13 protein-coding genes are annotated in these 16,499 nt (G+C 57.8%); all 13 read right to left on the bottom strand.

Annotated features, from left to right (window positions below; translation table 11 throughout):
• Positions 1-68: 68 nt before the first annotated feature.
• Positions 69-644, bottom strand: a complete 576-nt coding sequence (locus ICT70_RS10410) for a methyl-accepting chemotaxis protein (protein WP_224746976.1) — start codon at positions 642-644, stop codon at positions 69-71.
• Positions 645-659: 15 nt separating this feature from the next.
• Entirely contained in the window at positions 660-1,823 is a 1,164-nt protein-coding gene (locus ICT70_RS10415) for a cytochrome c3 family protein (RefSeq protein ID WP_191156306.1), read from the bottom strand.
• Positions 1,824-1,876: 53 nt separating this feature from the next.
• Positions 1,877-3,202 (bottom strand): cytochrome c3 family protein, encoded by a 1,326-nt coding sequence (locus tag ICT70_RS10420; protein ID WP_191156308.1) that lies wholly within the window; start codon positions 3,200-3,202, stop codon positions 1,877-1,879.
• Positions 3,203-3,234: 32 nt separating this feature from the next.
• A complete protein-coding gene (locus tag ICT70_RS10425) occupies positions 3,235-4,989 on the bottom strand; it encodes a L,D-transpeptidase Cds6 family protein (RefSeq protein WP_224746977.1) in 1,755 nt (584 codons plus the stop codon).
• Positions 4,979-6,109, bottom strand: a complete 1,131-nt coding sequence (locus ICT70_RS10430) for a cytochrome c3 family protein (RefSeq protein ID WP_191156312.1) — start codon at positions 6,107-6,109, stop codon at positions 4,979-4,981. Before ICT70_RS10430 ends, ICT70_RS10425 begins: the two co-directional genes overlap by 11 nt.
• Positions 6,106-7,431: a YncE family protein gene (locus ICT70_RS10435; protein ID WP_191156314.1), complete on the bottom strand. Its 1,326-nt coding sequence runs from the start codon at positions 7,429-7,431 to the stop codon at positions 6,106-6,108. The genes ICT70_RS10430 and ICT70_RS10435 overlap by 4 nt, the downstream gene beginning before the upstream one ends.
• A gap of 118 nt (positions 7,432-7,549) precedes the next feature.
• The gene (locus ICT70_RS10440) at positions 7,550-8,650 is read right to left on the bottom strand and encodes a cytochrome c3 family protein (protein WP_191156316.1); all 1,101 of its coding nucleotides are present in this window, start codon (positions 8,648-8,650) and stop codon (positions 7,550-7,552) included.
• 32 nt (positions 8,651-8,682) lie between these two features.
• Entirely contained in the window at positions 8,683-9,564 is an 882-nt protein-coding gene (locus tag ICT70_RS10445) for an NHL repeat-containing protein (protein ID WP_191156318.1), read from the bottom strand.
• A gap of 40 nt (positions 9,565-9,604) precedes the next feature.
• Positions 9,605-10,780, bottom strand: coding sequence for a cytochrome c3 family protein (locus ICT70_RS10450; protein WP_191156320.1), 1,176 nt, complete (start codon positions 10,778-10,780; stop codon positions 9,605-9,607).
• Positions 10,780-12,732: a cytochrome c3 family protein gene (locus ICT70_RS10455; protein WP_191156322.1), complete on the bottom strand. Its 1,953-nt coding sequence runs from the start codon at positions 12,730-12,732 to the stop codon at positions 10,780-10,782. Before ICT70_RS10455 ends, ICT70_RS10450 begins: the two co-directional genes overlap by 1 nt.
• Positions 12,732-14,357 carry a peptidyl-prolyl cis-trans isomerase gene (locus ICT70_RS10460; RefSeq protein WP_191156324.1) on the bottom strand — a complete coding sequence of 542 codons (1,626 nt, stop codon included), beginning with the start codon at positions 14,355-14,357 and terminating at the stop codon, positions 12,732-12,734. The genes ICT70_RS10455 and ICT70_RS10460 overlap by 1 nt, the downstream gene beginning before the upstream one ends.
• Positions 14,345-14,974, bottom strand: a complete 630-nt coding sequence (locus ICT70_RS10465; RefSeq protein ID WP_191156326.1) for a hypothetical protein — start codon at positions 14,972-14,974, stop codon at positions 14,345-14,347. The genes ICT70_RS10460 and ICT70_RS10465 overlap by 13 nt, the downstream gene beginning before the upstream one ends.
• On the bottom strand, positions 14,964-16,445 hold the full coding sequence (locus tag ICT70_RS10470) for a hypothetical protein (RefSeq protein WP_191156327.1): 1,482 nt from the start codon (positions 16,443-16,445) through the stop codon (positions 14,964-14,966). Before ICT70_RS10470 ends, ICT70_RS10465 begins: the two co-directional genes overlap by 11 nt.
• Positions 16,446-16,499: the final 54 nt, after the last annotated feature.

Below are 16,499 nucleotides of genomic sequence, written 5' to 3' on the forward strand. Positions count from 1 at the left end.
AAACCCCGACCCTGCGCAAGGACAGTGGTGAATAGTTACAAACAATCTTGCTTAAAAACGCGAAAAATCTAAACATCGGTTAAATTCAGGCGCGTCCGAAGGTGCGCCAGCAACTCCCCCTGCCGCTGGGTCAAGGCTGCCGCCTCGCGGTGCTCCAAAGTGTTCAGCAAGGTGTCCAGTTCCTGCTGCAACTCCTTGATTTCGTTTATCCGTACCTTCAGGTTCGAGGTTGCCCGGTTGGTTGAGTCAGCCAGGTCCCGAAACGCATCCCCTTTGCGCAAGGCAATATGATCGGTCAGATCGCCGGTGGCCAGCTGATCCAGCCCTTTTTGCACCCGGTAAACCGGGCCGGCCACTTTCTGCGGCAGAAACAGTGCCAGGGCAATACCGCTTAAGACACTGATAGCAGCACCCGCCGCCATCACCGGAAAGAGCAGATCACTGATCCGGCGGATCTTGATATGGGCCGTATAAAAGTTGGCGGCGATCTCCTGGCGCGAATACAGATAGAGGATAGCTACTGCCACCAGTGAACTTAACACCACCACACCGAGGATACGCACCAACAACCACAGTTGAAATTCGCGTTTCACCCCCAGATTAAGAATCTTGCGTTTGTACGGGCGTTTTTGCATTTTTTGCATATATCTATCTCCAAATCAAAGCATGTCGAGATGACAGCCGACACACAATTCGCGTTTACTGCGTTGACGCGTCATATATTCCTGATCCGAGCCGTGAATGGCATGACACGAAGCACAGGTCATGCGCCCATCAGCCAGGGTTGGGTATTCCGGTGGAATAATCATCCCCGACGGAGGCAACACATTTACCGGATGACTGGCCGCCACATTTTTTTCGTGGCACTGACGGCAGGATTCCATGGAGCTCCAGCCTTCATCACTGAGACCAGCATGCGGGCGGTTTCGGTTTCGGTTCATGGCATTATCAGCCTCACGTGGACGTTCAATCGGCCCCCCTTTGCTGCCGATACTGACAACCCGCGGCTGATCAAGGTGCACCTCAAGCAGATAATCATCCCCGCGCCGACGCAAGTCGACCATCACTGCCGGTGCGCTGAAAGCCCCGATTGCCGGCGAATTATCCTGACGGCGTGCAATCTCCCGGGCGGTAGAGAAGGTCAGCACTTCAGATACCGCTTCACGGCCGGACAGATCACGGGATATCACCTGATAGCGGTAGGTCTTGTTCGGCTCAAGCTGGTTAAGTATCAGCTGATGCTCAAACCCCAGACGACCGACGCTGTCGTTACGCCGGTTCAACTCGGCGGTGCCGTAGCGCACCTCGGCGGTGGCCAGGACATCGGTCTGCCAGGCGATGGCCACACTGAGAAAGACCCCACGCTTCACCTCCACTACCCGTACATTGGTAAGGTGCGGGGTCCTGCCGTCATCCGGCGCGGCAGCCAGTTGCTCCAGCGGGGGCAGGGGGATATCTTCACGATGCATCTGCCCCAGGTGATCACGCAGACTGACCACCAGGGTCTCGCGCAACCCTTCAGCGGCCAGCAGAAAATAGTGACTGGTACCCGGCAACACACTGTCAGTCATCCAGCTGATGCGCTGTTGCTGCGCCGGCGGGGGTGCAGCTGCCGGTCGGTCAAGCGTCGATGTTTCCGGCGCACGCACATGACAGGAGGCGCAGTCATTGGTGACAAAGGCCTGATGCTGGTAATAGCGGCCACGGTCAGCCTCAAGGCGCTCAAAATGACAATCCTCGCAAATGCGGAAATCAGCGGCAAACAGAGGGTCACCCACCATTAATAGGGCTAAAATAACCGTTATGGCTGTGCGTTTGAACATTTTCACGATCCCTGTCTTCCTCTCAAGCCTTAACAGCGGCAATACCATCACGATTAAAAGGTTTTACGTCGGTCAGGGTACCTGTTCATATCATCCCACTGTTCTACCCACACATCTGTCATGCTATGCCCATGGCAGACTTTACAATCAAAAGGTTGAGGATTTTGAATGCCTCCTGAATGGCACTTTCCACACGAACCTGGACTTCCATAGGGTGCACCTTCAGCATAGTGATGCGCGTAACGCCAGCCGTTTTTTTTCGCCTCAACATTGATACTGACACCAAGCTCTCGGATTTTATGATCGTCCATATGACACTGGCGGCAGGCCCACCCCATCTGACTGAAGTCGGTGATGGTCTGTTCAACCGGTTCCCCGTTAATACGCGTTCGCAATAAAGCAACATTGGTGGAGCCGTGGGGTTCGTGGCAATTGACACAGGCCAGCACCATATTGGACTTGGAGGCAAAAGCAGATTCGAAAGGCTGACGGAATACCATCGCTCCGTCACGAGGTGCCTTGCCGTGCTTGTCACCAGTTGTTGCCCAGTTGATCTGAGTCAGGTTCCGACCAAGAGCGGTACTGTAAATGGTCGTTGAGGTATTATGGCAAGTAGTGCAGAAGCTGACATAATCCGGGGTCGTCGTGCCGTCCAGATCCTCTTCCACATCCTTGGGCTCGCGTTTACCACCAACGTATGCGTAGGGCGCCTCATAGTTTCCACCGGAATAAGCGAACATGGTCTCATCACCTCCCAGCCCCCAGACCAGCCCGGTACCGGGACGGGTAATAGCACTGCCGGGATTCACTCCGCGGTTGCGCTGTACCCGGTGGGGATCGTGGCAGGCACTGCAGGGGTTGCCGAGCCCCGCGTACCAGTTACTTAAGACCGGATAGCTGCTGAGAAAATTATCGATATCCTTGAGATTATGATACGAGGTCAGGTTAAACGCCGCCATGATCGATTGTGGTCCGGTGCCGGTAGTTGCACCCCCAAAGGTAACACTGTAACTTTCATTAACCACTGCCGACCCCGTACTGCCATGGCAATAGAAACAAAACACATCACTTTCCACATAGGTGTTACTCACCTTGGAATGATTAAAACCCGGAGAGAACAGGGTATAGGGAGCGGCACCTCCGGCCGGCAAGGGGTCTGTCCCCCCCATACTGGCGTGCATTTCATGACAGTGCGCGCAGTTGCCGGTGGCGTAATTTGCGAGTCTGGCATCAATCGCCGAGCGATCAACCCCATAGGTAGCATTGCCATGAGCCGAATCGCGATAGGGACCGGCGGCGGCGCTGACGGCCAACCCCAGGCAACCGATCAACGCCAACCACAGCCAGCCGGCGAAAAAACAACGTCTCAACCTCATCATGCCCCTGCCTTTCTCGAACGACCTGTCAGCACTTAATCACCAAGCACCTCGACCGACCGCTCGCGAAAAATCTTCCAGCCGTCATCCTCATACTGCAGCTCGAAGATTTTTCTCGTCCGGTCGCTATAGCTATCACTGCGGTAATCCTGCACCACCTCAACCCGCACCTGATCCCCGTCATCGCGCACAATACGAATCTGATCCAGGGTCACAGCGATGGCAGCGGAGCGGTTCAAACGTTCGCGGCGTTGAATCTCCCACTCGTCACGACTGACCTCCCCCATGGGAACAAAATCTGCGGCGTAACATCCCAGATACAGCTCAACCTCCTGCTCTGACCAGGCGTTGGCCCAGCGCTTGAGAAATATGGCCACCGGTTCCTGCTCAATTTCCGCCGACAGTGCCCCCGCAACAACGTCCTCTTCAATCAATGATTCACCGGCAATCACCGACCAGATATCCTCCGCTGTCGGCTCCAATGGCTGACCTTCATCAGTTTCGAACAGGGTAACGCTTGCCGGTACTGCCGGTAGCGTACCGGTCACCGTGATCTCCTGCTGATCCGGCATGACCAGCGCTTTAAGGCTTGGGGGGAACTCCTCGTAGAGCACTTCCAGCACCTGGACGCGGCGGTTAAACAGATCGGCAATCACCAGTTGCCCCTGATTGTTGATGGTCATATCCTCGGGAAAATTGAACCAGCCGGGCCCCACCCCACGCCCGCCAAACTCGAACAGGTAGCGACCTTCGAGGCTGTAGGCGAGAATCGAATGGCGCATATAGTCGGCGATGTAAATCAGTTCACGCTGATCGTCGATCACCAGGGAGCGCGGCTGGCTTAAGTTCCGCGGGGTCCCCCCCTTTGAGCCGAAGGAAAACAGAAAACGCTCGGCCGCATCGTAGACATAGACCTTGCTGGTTTCGGCACTTAAGAGATAAATACGTCCACGGCCGTCGATTTTGACGTCATTGACCCGTACCGGATTAAGGAGGTCGGCAGCAGGATCAGGACGGGAACGTCCCGGACGCGCCGGACGGGGGCGAAACTGTTCGGGGATATCCGCAGCTGCCGAGGGTTGGCCGGGCACAGAAACAATCGCGCTGGTCTGTGCTTCAACCTCAGCTGCAGCTGCTTCATCATCCCCACCGCCCCTCTCTTCCCCGGCAACCTTGTCGAGGGGACGCAAGTGACGCAGGTAGTTGCCCTGGGCATCGAGCACCAGCGCGCCACGGGTGGTTGTGCTGGCGACATAGATCAACCCGTCCTTGCTGATGGCGATACTGCGGGGAGAGAAATCCGGCTCGTCGGCAATGGTGTCGAGAAAGAACTCCTGCTTGATAAAAAAAGCACCACTGAGCACGGTAATCCGTGGTCGTTCACTGCGAACGTTGCGCACCTGCAGCAGATAGACATCGCCATTCTTCTGCACTGCGCCACGGCGCGGCGCCTCCACCCCGCGACCGACGCCGATCGAGACCGCTGGGAAAAAATCGGCGCCATAAACCACCACCCGACTGGTACCACCGTTGACCAGATAGATTTCATCTTCCTGGGAATCGTAAAAAACAATCGATGGATAATTGAGGGCACGCCCTTCATCATCCACTGTCAACTGCGCTACCGAACGCAAGGGAATCTGGGCAACGGCAGTCCCTGCCAGGGCAACAAGGAGCCCGCAGCACAGCATAACGACAACACCAGCAGAGAGAATACGCCTTATCCCCCTGGACAAAACCGCCGCTGTTCGGGTTGTCTTAATCGATTCACACATCATTTCACTGCTCATGACATTCACGGCACAGCCGCCCGCCTTGAGTGGTTTGAATCAACAAATGACGATAGTGAGATCCATGCGCTTCATGACAACTGGTGCAGCTCAACTCTCGCCCCGGACGCAACAGCTCTTTGGGGCCGTGCAGCGGGTGGCGTTCTACCGGATGCGCTCCAGACTGGGCTGGACCGGGATGGCAACTGCTGCAAAGGTCATTGATCGAGCTGTGCAAAACAAAAAGATGATCGGAAGCATGGGGATCATGGCAACCAATACAGCCGGGACCAGTAATCAGACCGTGAACGTATGGGATACTGCGCCGGTGACGATCCTTGGTCAACTCCAGCATGTTACTGTGACAACTGATGCAGAGGTCGGCATCACCATCAGCCCATAGCCGGCGCGGGTTGGTGCCGCCGTGGGGGTCGTGGCACAGGGTACAACTGCCGAGGTTGATCGGACCATGGACATGTTTCTTATTCAACCACGACTGTTTGCCGGTATGACACTCCAGACACAAATCGCGAATACGTAATTGTGGCATGCCGATGCGCCAGGGATCCAGAGACTGCTGATGGCAGGCCAGACACTGCTGATTATAACTGGCGCTATGCCTCCACGTACTGCGTTCAATCATGTCGCGATGACAGGTCAAACAGGATTCCTGGCGGGGCAGACCCAGCTTGGTAGTTTTTCCCGGATCGGCCAGGGTATGGCAGTCGTTACAGCTTGGCGGCAGCTCGCCCTCGGCATGGAAAAAATAAAAATCCCGGCCACGGGTGCGCAGATGAATTTCTGATTGGATCGGCTGAAAATTAATGTTGATCTTGTTCCCTCCGGGCACCAGGGTAAAGTTGTTACTCCCTGCCACCAAAGGCAGACGATAATGCTGATAGATTCCTTTGCCGGCGGCAGCTTTACGCGTTACCACCGGATCAATCAGCTGCGCACTGTTACCCAGCTGGATGCGCACCATCCGCTCCGAACCGGTCTGCCGTACCACCAGATGGGTCACAGCATGACGCGCCATCACGCTGGAACCGGAAGGAGGCGTCAGCACCTCAAGCTCCAAAGCAGCGACCTGCAACGGCAGCAGCAGCATCACTATCAGCAGCACCTTGACGTCGATTCTCATGGCGTTACCACCAGATCGGCAGGAATCGCCCCCAGGGGGATACGGGTACTGAGCAGATCAGCATTGGTGTCGATCACCGTCACCCCGCCACGCAGCGCATCAAGCACATAGAGCTGCCGATAGCGCGGGCCATAGGCCATCTCCGCAGGAGTTCCCAGCTCGCGTATTTCCCGCGCAATGCTCAATTGTCCGGGCACCAGTACGGCCAGGGTGCCGTCAGCCGGATGGGCAACATAGAGCTGATGATCCGTCGCAATAATTTGTGTGGGTTCGATACCGACCAGCAAGCGCTCAAGCGGGGCGCGGCGCTGCAGGTCGAACACCGCAACCGCGCTGCTCCCCTGTTCAGCCACATACAACCGCTGCTCCAGCATTGCCAGGCCGGCAGGGCCGGCACCCGTCGACAAAGTTCCCTGTACCCGCAGGCTGGTCGGATCAAGCAACAGCACCCGTTGCGCCAGACCCAGGGAGACCGCGAGGAGGTTCTGCTCCTCGAGATAAATCAGGTCAGCAGGCTGGTAGCCCAGGGATACTCGTGCCACCAGACTGCCCGAAACCAGGTCAACGCGGCTTAGGTAACCACTCCGATGGTCAAGCAGATAGGCCGTGCGCCCGAGGCGGTCGAGCACCATCACCCCGGGCTCATCATTCAGGGGGAAGGGAAAGCGGTCGATCACCCGATAGGATGACAGCTCAATCATCAGCAGTTCACGCTGACGGCTCGCCAGCACATACAGACGATCCCCATCCAGGGCCAACCGGGTTGGTCCACCGGCGATGCCAAAGGAATCAATTACGCGATTATTGTCGGTCCGCACGACGAATACCGTATTGATGTCAGGACAACTGACGTAAAGCACATCGACCGGCAGTTCACCCTGTGCCGGTGCTGCAGAAAAATCGCCGGCATCCGTTTTCAGGGCTAAGGTTGCCGCTGCGTCCCAGGTAACAAACAGGCTTTTACTATCGTTGTGGTCCAGCATCAGCGCCGCGGTCAGAGGGATTTCAATCTCCATCTGCTGGTTCAGGCGCGGTTGCCAGGCCCCAACGCCATCGGGGGTCCAGATCTGATCAATCTGCAGGCGCAGCAGACTGTAGCGCCCGGCCGGCAGCGAACTGCCACCCAGATGAACCTGTCCGCCTGCAATCTGCTGAGCATCCAGCAGCACTGGCTCGTTCAGTAACGGCAGCCAGACCCCGTCGGCAAGGATTTCCAGATCACTCAAGTCAACCCGGATTTGCGGTGAAAACTCATGTCGCAGAGCCAGGAAAACACTGGTACGTGGCAAATCCTGCGGGCTGAACACGGATCCTGACAGCACCTTTGCCCCTGGTGCCGACGGCAAGGCACAACCGCTTGATAACAACCCCAGAAGTAGGATGAGAATGATACAGAGGGGTCTGAAAAGCCGGATTGGTACGATGTTCAAGGGCATGTCATTAGTCCTTGTAGGTATGGCAAACTGCGCAACCGTTCCACGCCGGTTGATTGGTGTGGGTGTCGGTTCCCGGCCAGTCGCGGTACCCCCAGCGCAACATGGACGGATAGGGGGAACCATGGGGACGATGGCAGGAGATACAGGTCACCATATCGGAGCCACGGCTGATCTGGGAAAAATTCTCATCCCCTGACCCCACCGTCAACCGTGCGACCGGCACCATCGGATCATAGTCAATAAAGTCAACAAATTCACCTTTGTTAGGGATGGCAACATCAATCGGATGACGAATCCAGGGGGAACCTTCGCCGACATTGCTGTGAAAATTTCCATGGCAACCGGCACATTTCTGGCCGATGGATCCCGTATCAAGGTAGTCGTTATATAAACCGGGCTTGCCCTGATAGACATTATGGCGATCGGAAGCCGGATTCTGCTCCCAGTTGGGATCTTCAATCCCGATAACGCCCTGGGTCGGGACAGCGGCACCTTCACGTACCTCCATCACCGAACCAAGAAAACGGTACCAGCCGTGATCCTGACCCGCGACCACGCCGGAACCAGCAGCATGGTGCATGGGGACATGACAACCGGCGCAACCACTTTGCGCGTCTGCCAGGGTACCGTGACAGCTGACACACTCACCGCTGCGTGCTTGCCACCCCGGCGCATGGTTTAAGGTTCCATCAGCAGCAGCAATACCGGTGACATTGTGGCCATGGCGATCGCCCTTGGTGAGCATCCAATGGAAATTTCCTCCGGCCAGGGTTGAAGTCGCTGACCCGTTCGGAGGATAAGTCGGTTCCATCAGATTGAAAACGATCGGCACCCGTGTACCCTCCTCACTGCGAATGGTATCGGCAGTACCGTGGGTATGACAACCGACGCAGTCGGTGCGCAGCAGATTGGCCAGGGGTTGGGTACTCTGGTTGATCTCACCGGCGCTGGTACGGGTATAAGCAACCGGTTTTCCTTCCTCACTATTATGCATGGTGTGGCAGTTGGAGCAATTGCCACTCACGGCGGCCATCGCTGTCAGCGGGAGGGCAAACAGCAGCACACCACTGGTCGCCAGTGCGGTGATCCATCTGCTGATCTTCATAAATACCTCCCGGAGCCCATCATCGTACCTCGTTAGCGCGAGAAGATCTCTACCCGGCCATTCCCCTCATCCACCACGCACAGGTTCCCCCAGGGGTCAAAACGCACCTGGCGGGCAAAATAGAGCCGCCCGGTGGAGTGGCCGGTGGTCAGGAAACGATAGCGAAAGCGGCCTGCCTCGTCATACACCAGGACACTGTTCTGATGACGGTCGAGCACATAAATAAAACCGCTGGGGCCGATCGCCACCGACACAGCAAAATCAACCTCGGGACCCAGTTCCATGGTCCGCTGCAGGGACCCATCTGCGGCAAAGCGCAACAACTTACGGTCACGTCCGGCCAGCGCCAACAGACCATCTTCAGCAAGCACAAAATCGCTGATGCCGCCGTTGCAGCTATTGCAGCTGAAACGCTGAACCACCTTCAGATCGGCGCCCAGACGCAACACTTCGCCACCGGCGCGATCGAGGACGAACAGCTGCTGTCCTTGCACGGCAATCCGATCAGGAAAAACCCGGCGCGAGCCGTCCAGCAGCTGATGGGTCTCGAGCAGTCGTGCTGCCGGGTCAATCAGGGTCAGGCTGTTGCCCCCCTTCTCCACCACCCACAACTGCCCACTCGTCAGGCGCACCATGTCAAAGGGCGAACGCAACTGATCATCAGCAGTAAAAGCCCGAATGATGCGCCCCTCCCGATCAAAGGACACCAGGCGATTACGACCGGTATCGACCACATAGTATCGTTCGCCGGCGGCATCAAAGGCCACCGCTGAGGGCATATACATGCTGTCTCCGACCTGCTCAACCTTGAGGCTCTGTTGCCATTGCCAGGGGGATTGGGCCGATGCCGCGACCGGCAGTAACAATACCAGCGCGACGAGCGCTATGCCGATTGATGTCAACCTCTGTTTCATTCAACAACCTCCCGTCGGGGCGCAGTCACTGCGCCCCGCGTTAATAATTCGCATGACACTGAACACAGAGTGCGCGCTTGCCACTGAAAGGGGTGTGATACTCGTAATCGCTCCCCTTGGTGGCATGACAACTGCCACAGGTCATCATCTGCCCGGTGCGGGGATCGAATACATCGGCGCCGATCGGGTGACTGAAGGTTGCATGGTTACCATGACAGTCACCACAGACCTCATTGATTGGCCCACGCATCATCGCCGGATGGTTGGAGCCGTGGGAGGCATGGCAATCGCTGCAACGGTCGGTACGTTCATGGCTGAAGGCGGCGTTTTCATGACGGACAAAGGTCGCCTCATGGCATTCCCCGCAGACATGACGCTCCGTGCCTTTGAGCAAACGCTCATCATCACCGGCATGGGGAGAATGGCAGGCGGTGCAGCCATTGGCTCCGTAACGCACCAGATGGTTGTGGGACGAGGCCATCTCCTGCGCCACCTGCGGGTGACAGCCGAGGCAGGCATCCATACCCACCGGGCGACTACCCACATGGCAATCGGCGCAGCCCTTGGCATAAGCGGTATGGAGCTGGTTGCGTATCAACCCCTTGCGCTCACTGCCGTGGGGGTGATGGCACGAACTGCAGTTGGCCGGTGGCGTCGGAAAGCCGGGGTGTTTATTCACCACCTCAGCCGGTCGATGACAGGTCAGGCATAGCTCATCGGCCGCCTTGACCAGCAGGTACGCGTGGTCTGACTGATGGGGCTGATGGCAGGCCTGACAGTTGCCGCTGCGGTAGGGCTCATGGGTGTTGGGGTAGCTGTGCGGCAGTTCCTTATGACAGCCCAGGCAGGTGTTTACCGGTTGTTCCTTGAGCAAACCGGCATAATCGGCAGCATGGGGGCTGTGACACGCCAGACAGTCACCACTGCGCACCGGCTGGTGGATCCGTTGCCGGTCGCCGCCGACGGCGGTATCGACATGGCAGGTCAGGCACAGATCCTTGACCGACTGTTGCAGCAAGCCGGAGTAGCGGGCAACATGGGGGCTATGGCAGGACAGGCAATCCCCCTGCGCCGCCGGCTGGTGATTAACCTTCTTGCGGTAGTCGCTGCCGTCGTGGCACTGGAAACAATCCACCGCCAGGACCATGGAACAACTCAGCAACACGAGCAAAGCAGCAACAGCGGCAGCCCTCACTGTTCTTGACAGATGTCTCATCAGTTCCCCCTTCCTTCATGACACGCCCCACAGTTGTTGGGGGTAAAGGGCTGATGGCGAACCGGGTAGAGCAGGTTCTGCTCCGGGCCGCCATGGGGATCATGACAGGAGACACAGGAATCAGCACCCGGCCTGATCCCCTCATGGGCCACCATAAATTGAGATGTGTCCAGGTCATGACAACCGGCGCACAAAGCCCCCACCCGGGCCACGGTCAGGGCAGCAAAATCGGAACCGTGGGCCTGATGGCAGGTGCTGCAATTCTCTGCCGCCGGTTGATGGATAAATCCGTCGCGCCAGTGCTCGGCGACCCCGGCATGGCAATCGAGGCACAAAGCCGGCTGCCCCAGCTTGAGATAACCACTATGGACCGAGCCATGCCCATTGTGACAGGCGGCACACTCTCCTGCTTGTACCGGCTGATGAGCTACGGTAACGTCCTCTACCGCGGTGGCGACATCAGCATGACAGCCAAAACAGACTGCGCCCGGGGTTCCTTTTATTAAGTAGGGCTGATCACTGCCATGGGGGGCGTGACAGAGCTGACAGTCACCACCGGCAAAGGGGGTATGGGCGGAGCCCTGATCCTTGACCGCTGCCAAATCTTCGTGGCAGCCAAAACACAGAGCGCCGTCCTGCATACTGGTATTCAGCAGTCCTTTATAGCCACCACCGTGGGGAGCATGGCAGCTGGAACAGCTACCGGCCGCAAAGGGACGATGCTGACTGTAAAGCCCAAGATCCCCGCGCGTACGCCGATGGCAGGAAAGACACAGATCCTGCTCTTTGTTTTTGAGCAAACTTAGCTGGGACGACTGATGTGCCAGGTGACAGTCGCTGCAGCGCCCCGCTGCCACCGGCGCGTGGGGTTGCAGGGTCGCAGCGTAATGGCCGGCATCATGACAGTCAAAACACAGACGGTTCGGCTCCTGTTTGAGTAACGGCGCCACCGGTCCGGCGTGCCCCTGATGACAGGCCATGCAGTCACCACCGGCAGCTGGTTTATGGACACTCAAGATGCCTGACGGCTTTTCGTGCTGATCGTGACAATCAAGACATATGCTGGTCGGCGCCTGATTCAGCAGCCCAGCGTATTCACTGGCATGAACCCCATGGCAGGCCTGACAGTCACCGCCCTGCACCGGCGCATGCCGGGCCGCTGTTGCGACCCCCCCATGGCAGCTAAAGCACAGATCGCTATCAGCGCGGAGGGTGAGGATTTGATCAGCACTGCGCTGATGGCAGCTGTTACAGCTGTCCCGCAGGGGAGCATGAACCACCTCGCGCAGCAGCCCGGCATCGGGAGAGCTGTGCTGGGCATGGCAATCGGTGCAGCGACTGGTTACCGGATATTGGTCGTGGGCAGCGATAAAACTGCCCGCCGTCAGGGTATGACAGGAAGCACAGAGCTCGTCAGCGGGCATGGTCAACAGCCCGGATTGCTCGGACATATGGGCGCTGTGGCAGTTGCGGCAGCCGTCGGCCAGCGGCGCATGGACGGTGTCACGCTGAAAAGGTTCCGCCGCATGGCACTCAAAACAGATCCGCTCATAGGCGACATTCAATAAGTTTTCATGTTCCCCATGATGGGGCTGATGACAGGCAGCACAACGCCCCTGACCAACCGGCTCATGCACCGCCTTGCTCTGACTGATGCGACTGAAGTCAGCATGGCAGCCGACACATACCAGTGGTACTGGTTGGCGCATCAGCACCCGTGGTACCACGCCGTGAGAGATGTGGCAGGCCTCACAGCGCTTTTCCGTTACCGGCTCATGGACAATGCCGCTGCTGTACTGCTCCACCATTTGAGGATGACACTGGGCACAGGTGCGGCGCATGTCCCCGCGCCGTTCTGCCGGACCGGTGGGACCACAGGCGGCCAGCAGCGCCAACAGCGCAGCGGCCAAGGCAAACGCAACAACCGCAGAATATCCCCGTACACTCTTCATCAAGCTCCTCCCAGTTCTTGTTGCAAGGTGCGCCACTGCCGATTTTTAACATTGATCCGCGCATGGGCCCGCAGTTGATCAAGATAGGCCTGTCGCGCCAGTTCCAGTTGCTGTTGCTGCAATTCATCGCGGATACTGCGACGGACCTGTTCCAGGGGCAACGGACGCGCCGGCGAGCGGTGCTCCAGATGCACCATCAGGCGCACTCCCTGGGCGTGAAAGATGCGACTGGTCTCACCGTGGGTCAATCCTTCAACCACTTCACGCACCTTCGGATCGAGATGATTTAAGGGGAACTCCTGGGCGCTGAGCTGTTGCTCAAAGTGCTCGCGTAACACCTGACGGAATCCCTTGCCGGTCATCACGTCGGTCCAGAAGCGGTCGATGGGAGCCTGGGTTTCGTCGATCATCAGCATCTTTACCATCTCCGGTTGGGTATAACGTTGCTGGTTCTGTTGATAGTAGGCTTCAATCTGTTCATCGCTGACCTGCACATCCGGCTGCACCATCCGCTGTTCAACACTCACCGTCAGGCGGTGCTGATAATTGAACTGATATTCCCATTTAAAGGGTTCACGTTCTTCAAACCCGCGATCAAGGCTTTCCCAGTTGGTCAGGCTCTGGGCGATGATATTGTCGGCGGTTTCAACTTTCAGTTCCTGTGCCTGCTGTGGATCAACCACGGCATGGGCCGCTGCCGGGCGCGACCCCTGCAGGCGCCGGATTACTGCAATAAATTGTTTTTCCGAGACATTATCGCGGGCGGTAGTAATCACCGGATCATCACTGAAGCTGCTGTCGTCAGCGGTCAGGTCAAGCGCTGCCAGCCGCTCCTCATTGATCTTGACTTCATACTTTTCGCGCAGCCGCTGCAACAGCTCCTGAGTGAGTTTCCGCTCCTGCTCACGGCGCAGATCTCGACGTAGCCGCTCCTTCTGGCGCTCAAGGTCATCAACATCACCGCCGAGCTGCTGTTTGAGGTAATAAAGAGCAGACCCACCCTGGTGACGTTCGGGGTCAATCAGGGCACCCGGCTCGGTGGCACGAAAAATAGTGGTCCAGCCACTGTCAATGGCGCTGGGGCGCACCTGGTTTTCGCTGCTGGTCATGGGACCCCCGGCGGTCATATCCAGTTCAGCCAGTTCCGCTGCACTGATTTCACCTTCTGTCACCCGGGCGTAAGCCGCGGCGGCCGCGACATCGTCGCTAAAGACCAGACGCTGCACGGTCCAGCGCGGTATTTCGTCGCGTCGATAGCGCTCTTCGATCTGCTCATCGGTCACCTCAATGCGGCTGTCCACCTCTTCATATTTCAACATCAACAGGCCGCGCGACTGCAGATAAATACGGGTCTGGCGCTTAAAGCCCGGATCCTCATCAAGCCCCATGCGGGCGCCCTCTCGGGCCAGCAGCAACCAGTCAATATAGATATCAGGGGTTGCCGGCAACGATTCATTGTCGGTATTCCACAATTGCCACCAGCGGCGAAAATCTTCATTGCTGTAGCTGGTATCATCAATGGTGACCAGGGTGTCGCCACCGAACAACCAGGCCGCCGCGGGCTGGGCCGGAAGCAGGACAAAACAGGTTAAAAAGATGATCAGGCTTGTTGCTAAAGATTGCATGGAACCAGTCCTTTTCTGAACCACAGGGTGATGATTTCGTCTGCCATCTGCCGGCTCAAACCGGTGACGGTATGGATACTGCCAAAGTGCATAGTCTTTTTATATTCGGATCCCTGACGCCGGTGAAAGGTCGTCCACAGCACCTCGCCGCTGGAGCCATCGCGGATCGCAAGTTCAAGCACCATAAAGGGATTGATGCTGCCGTGATCGCCCCGATCCTCGCGCATCTCCAGCACGCTGCCGGTGATCAGCAAGCGGGTATTTAGCCGCCCGCCGATAATCTGCAGCTGGTTCAGATCCGGGCTGCTGCCGGGCATGATAGCGAGCTGGCGATAGGCGCGTTGAATGTCGCCGGCCTGGGTCAGCAGATAATGACCGGCATCCTGCAGCCGTGACGCGAAGACCTTGGAGGCAATCGCGTCGGCCATCAGATAATCACTGTCGTTGGCAAAGGGAAGCACCGCGATACTGCAGATCGGCTGCGGCGGCAGCGGCGCCATCTGGCGTTGCAGGGGTAACTGGTTACGCCCGGCGCAACCGGCCAGCACCAGCACCACCAGCATGATCAAGAGGTAAAGGACCGAACTGCGCGGCATTCCCAATGTATCAGAATTCATCGACCCACCGTTCCGATAACACCCGCTGTTCCTCTTCTTCTGCCTCAGCCGCTACCGGCTGGACCAGCGCCGGCAGCAACTCACGCACATCCTGACGAAGCTGATTTCCCAGCACATCCCGGGCAAAGACAAAACCCTGCAAGTCATCGAGATCAGCTCCCCCCAGGGCGACGGAAACCGGCAGTTCCTGTCCCTCCCGGCGGACAATCAGTTTACCCTCACGCGTCCACAATTCCATCCGCCAGAAATCAAGGGGAACCTTGCCCTCATGGCTTAAATCAACCTGAAAAGCGTCTTGATGGCTCTCCAGGGTGGCGGCAACCTTCGGCAGACTGCGATTAAGCCCCAACCAGTGTTCGGCCCGCGCCGGATTTCCGGCAAGATCCCAGACATTCAGGACAATGCGATAGCGGCCATCATCTGCGCGCCCGTAACTGCTGCGCCCCTCCCAGACAAACTGTTCGGGCAGGGAACCTTCCCCTTCCATATCACCAATCAGGTTGCCGCTTTCAGCGTAAAACGCCAACCGCCAGCGACTGAGCGGCTTACGCACCAGCAGCCGCGGAATAATCGCGACCTGACGATTAAACACCGCCTCACCGTCGATCTGCTGCACACCACGCAGTTCCATGGCGACCACCGGTGCGGAACCGTCGACACGGTAATCACCAAGGGGAACCTTCTCGCTGCGCTGGTAGTCCGGCCATTCAATCAGCAGATTGACCGGGTAACTGCCATCATCTTCCTGGGCCGGCCAGTTACCGCTATAGGTGCGGCCATCGTCATCCAGCTTGGCTGGATACGTCCGGCCGTCGACCTCGAAAGAAACCTGCGGTTGATAATTTCCGGTCCACAGTTCACGCAACCGTGCCTGGCTGCGCAGCTCCTCGCCGGGGCGCAACTGGCGCGGCTCGACCCGTGCCATATCGAGCAGCACGCTGGAACCTCCGGCCTGTACCGTTCTGAGTAGATGATGTGGCCATTCCTGCTTGAACTCCGCCAGCAGAATACGCTGCAGCCCCGCGATCGTGCGCGGTTCGCCGATCCCCAGCAAACGCCGTTCCTCGCTCGTGCTGACACAGCCGACATGGGTCCAGACGGTGCGTGCGTCACTGGTACGGATCAGATTCAGGGTCAGGCCAAGGGAGGGTTCGGGCCGTTCGCGCCGCTGACTGACCGTACCCACCAGCACATAAGCCGCTCCCAGATCAGTGCGTGCCCGGGAAATATGGTAACTTTCGAGATGGCCGAGGGTGCGAATGCGGTTATGGGCCATAAAGGCCAGCACCGTATCCACCGCCACCACCGGATGGTCCCCGCGGGTCAGCTCACGTGCCAGCTCACGCGTCAGTTCAAGGTTGGCGTCATTGCGCCCCTCGCCCAGCTCCTGCAGGGGGAAAACCGCCACCGAAGCCGCTTGAGCCACCGCCACCCACAACCAGCAGCACAGCATGATCAGATATTTAGCCAATCAACAACCCCTTATTCACAATCGTCCCAACCGCCCTTATTTTGGTGGTAAAAC

The organism is Pelovirga terrestris (assembly GCF_014773365.1).
In the GTDB taxonomy this organism is placed as follows: Bacteria; Desulfobacterota; Desulfuromonadia; order Desulfuromonadales; family Geopsychrobacteraceae; genus Pelovirga; species Pelovirga terrestris.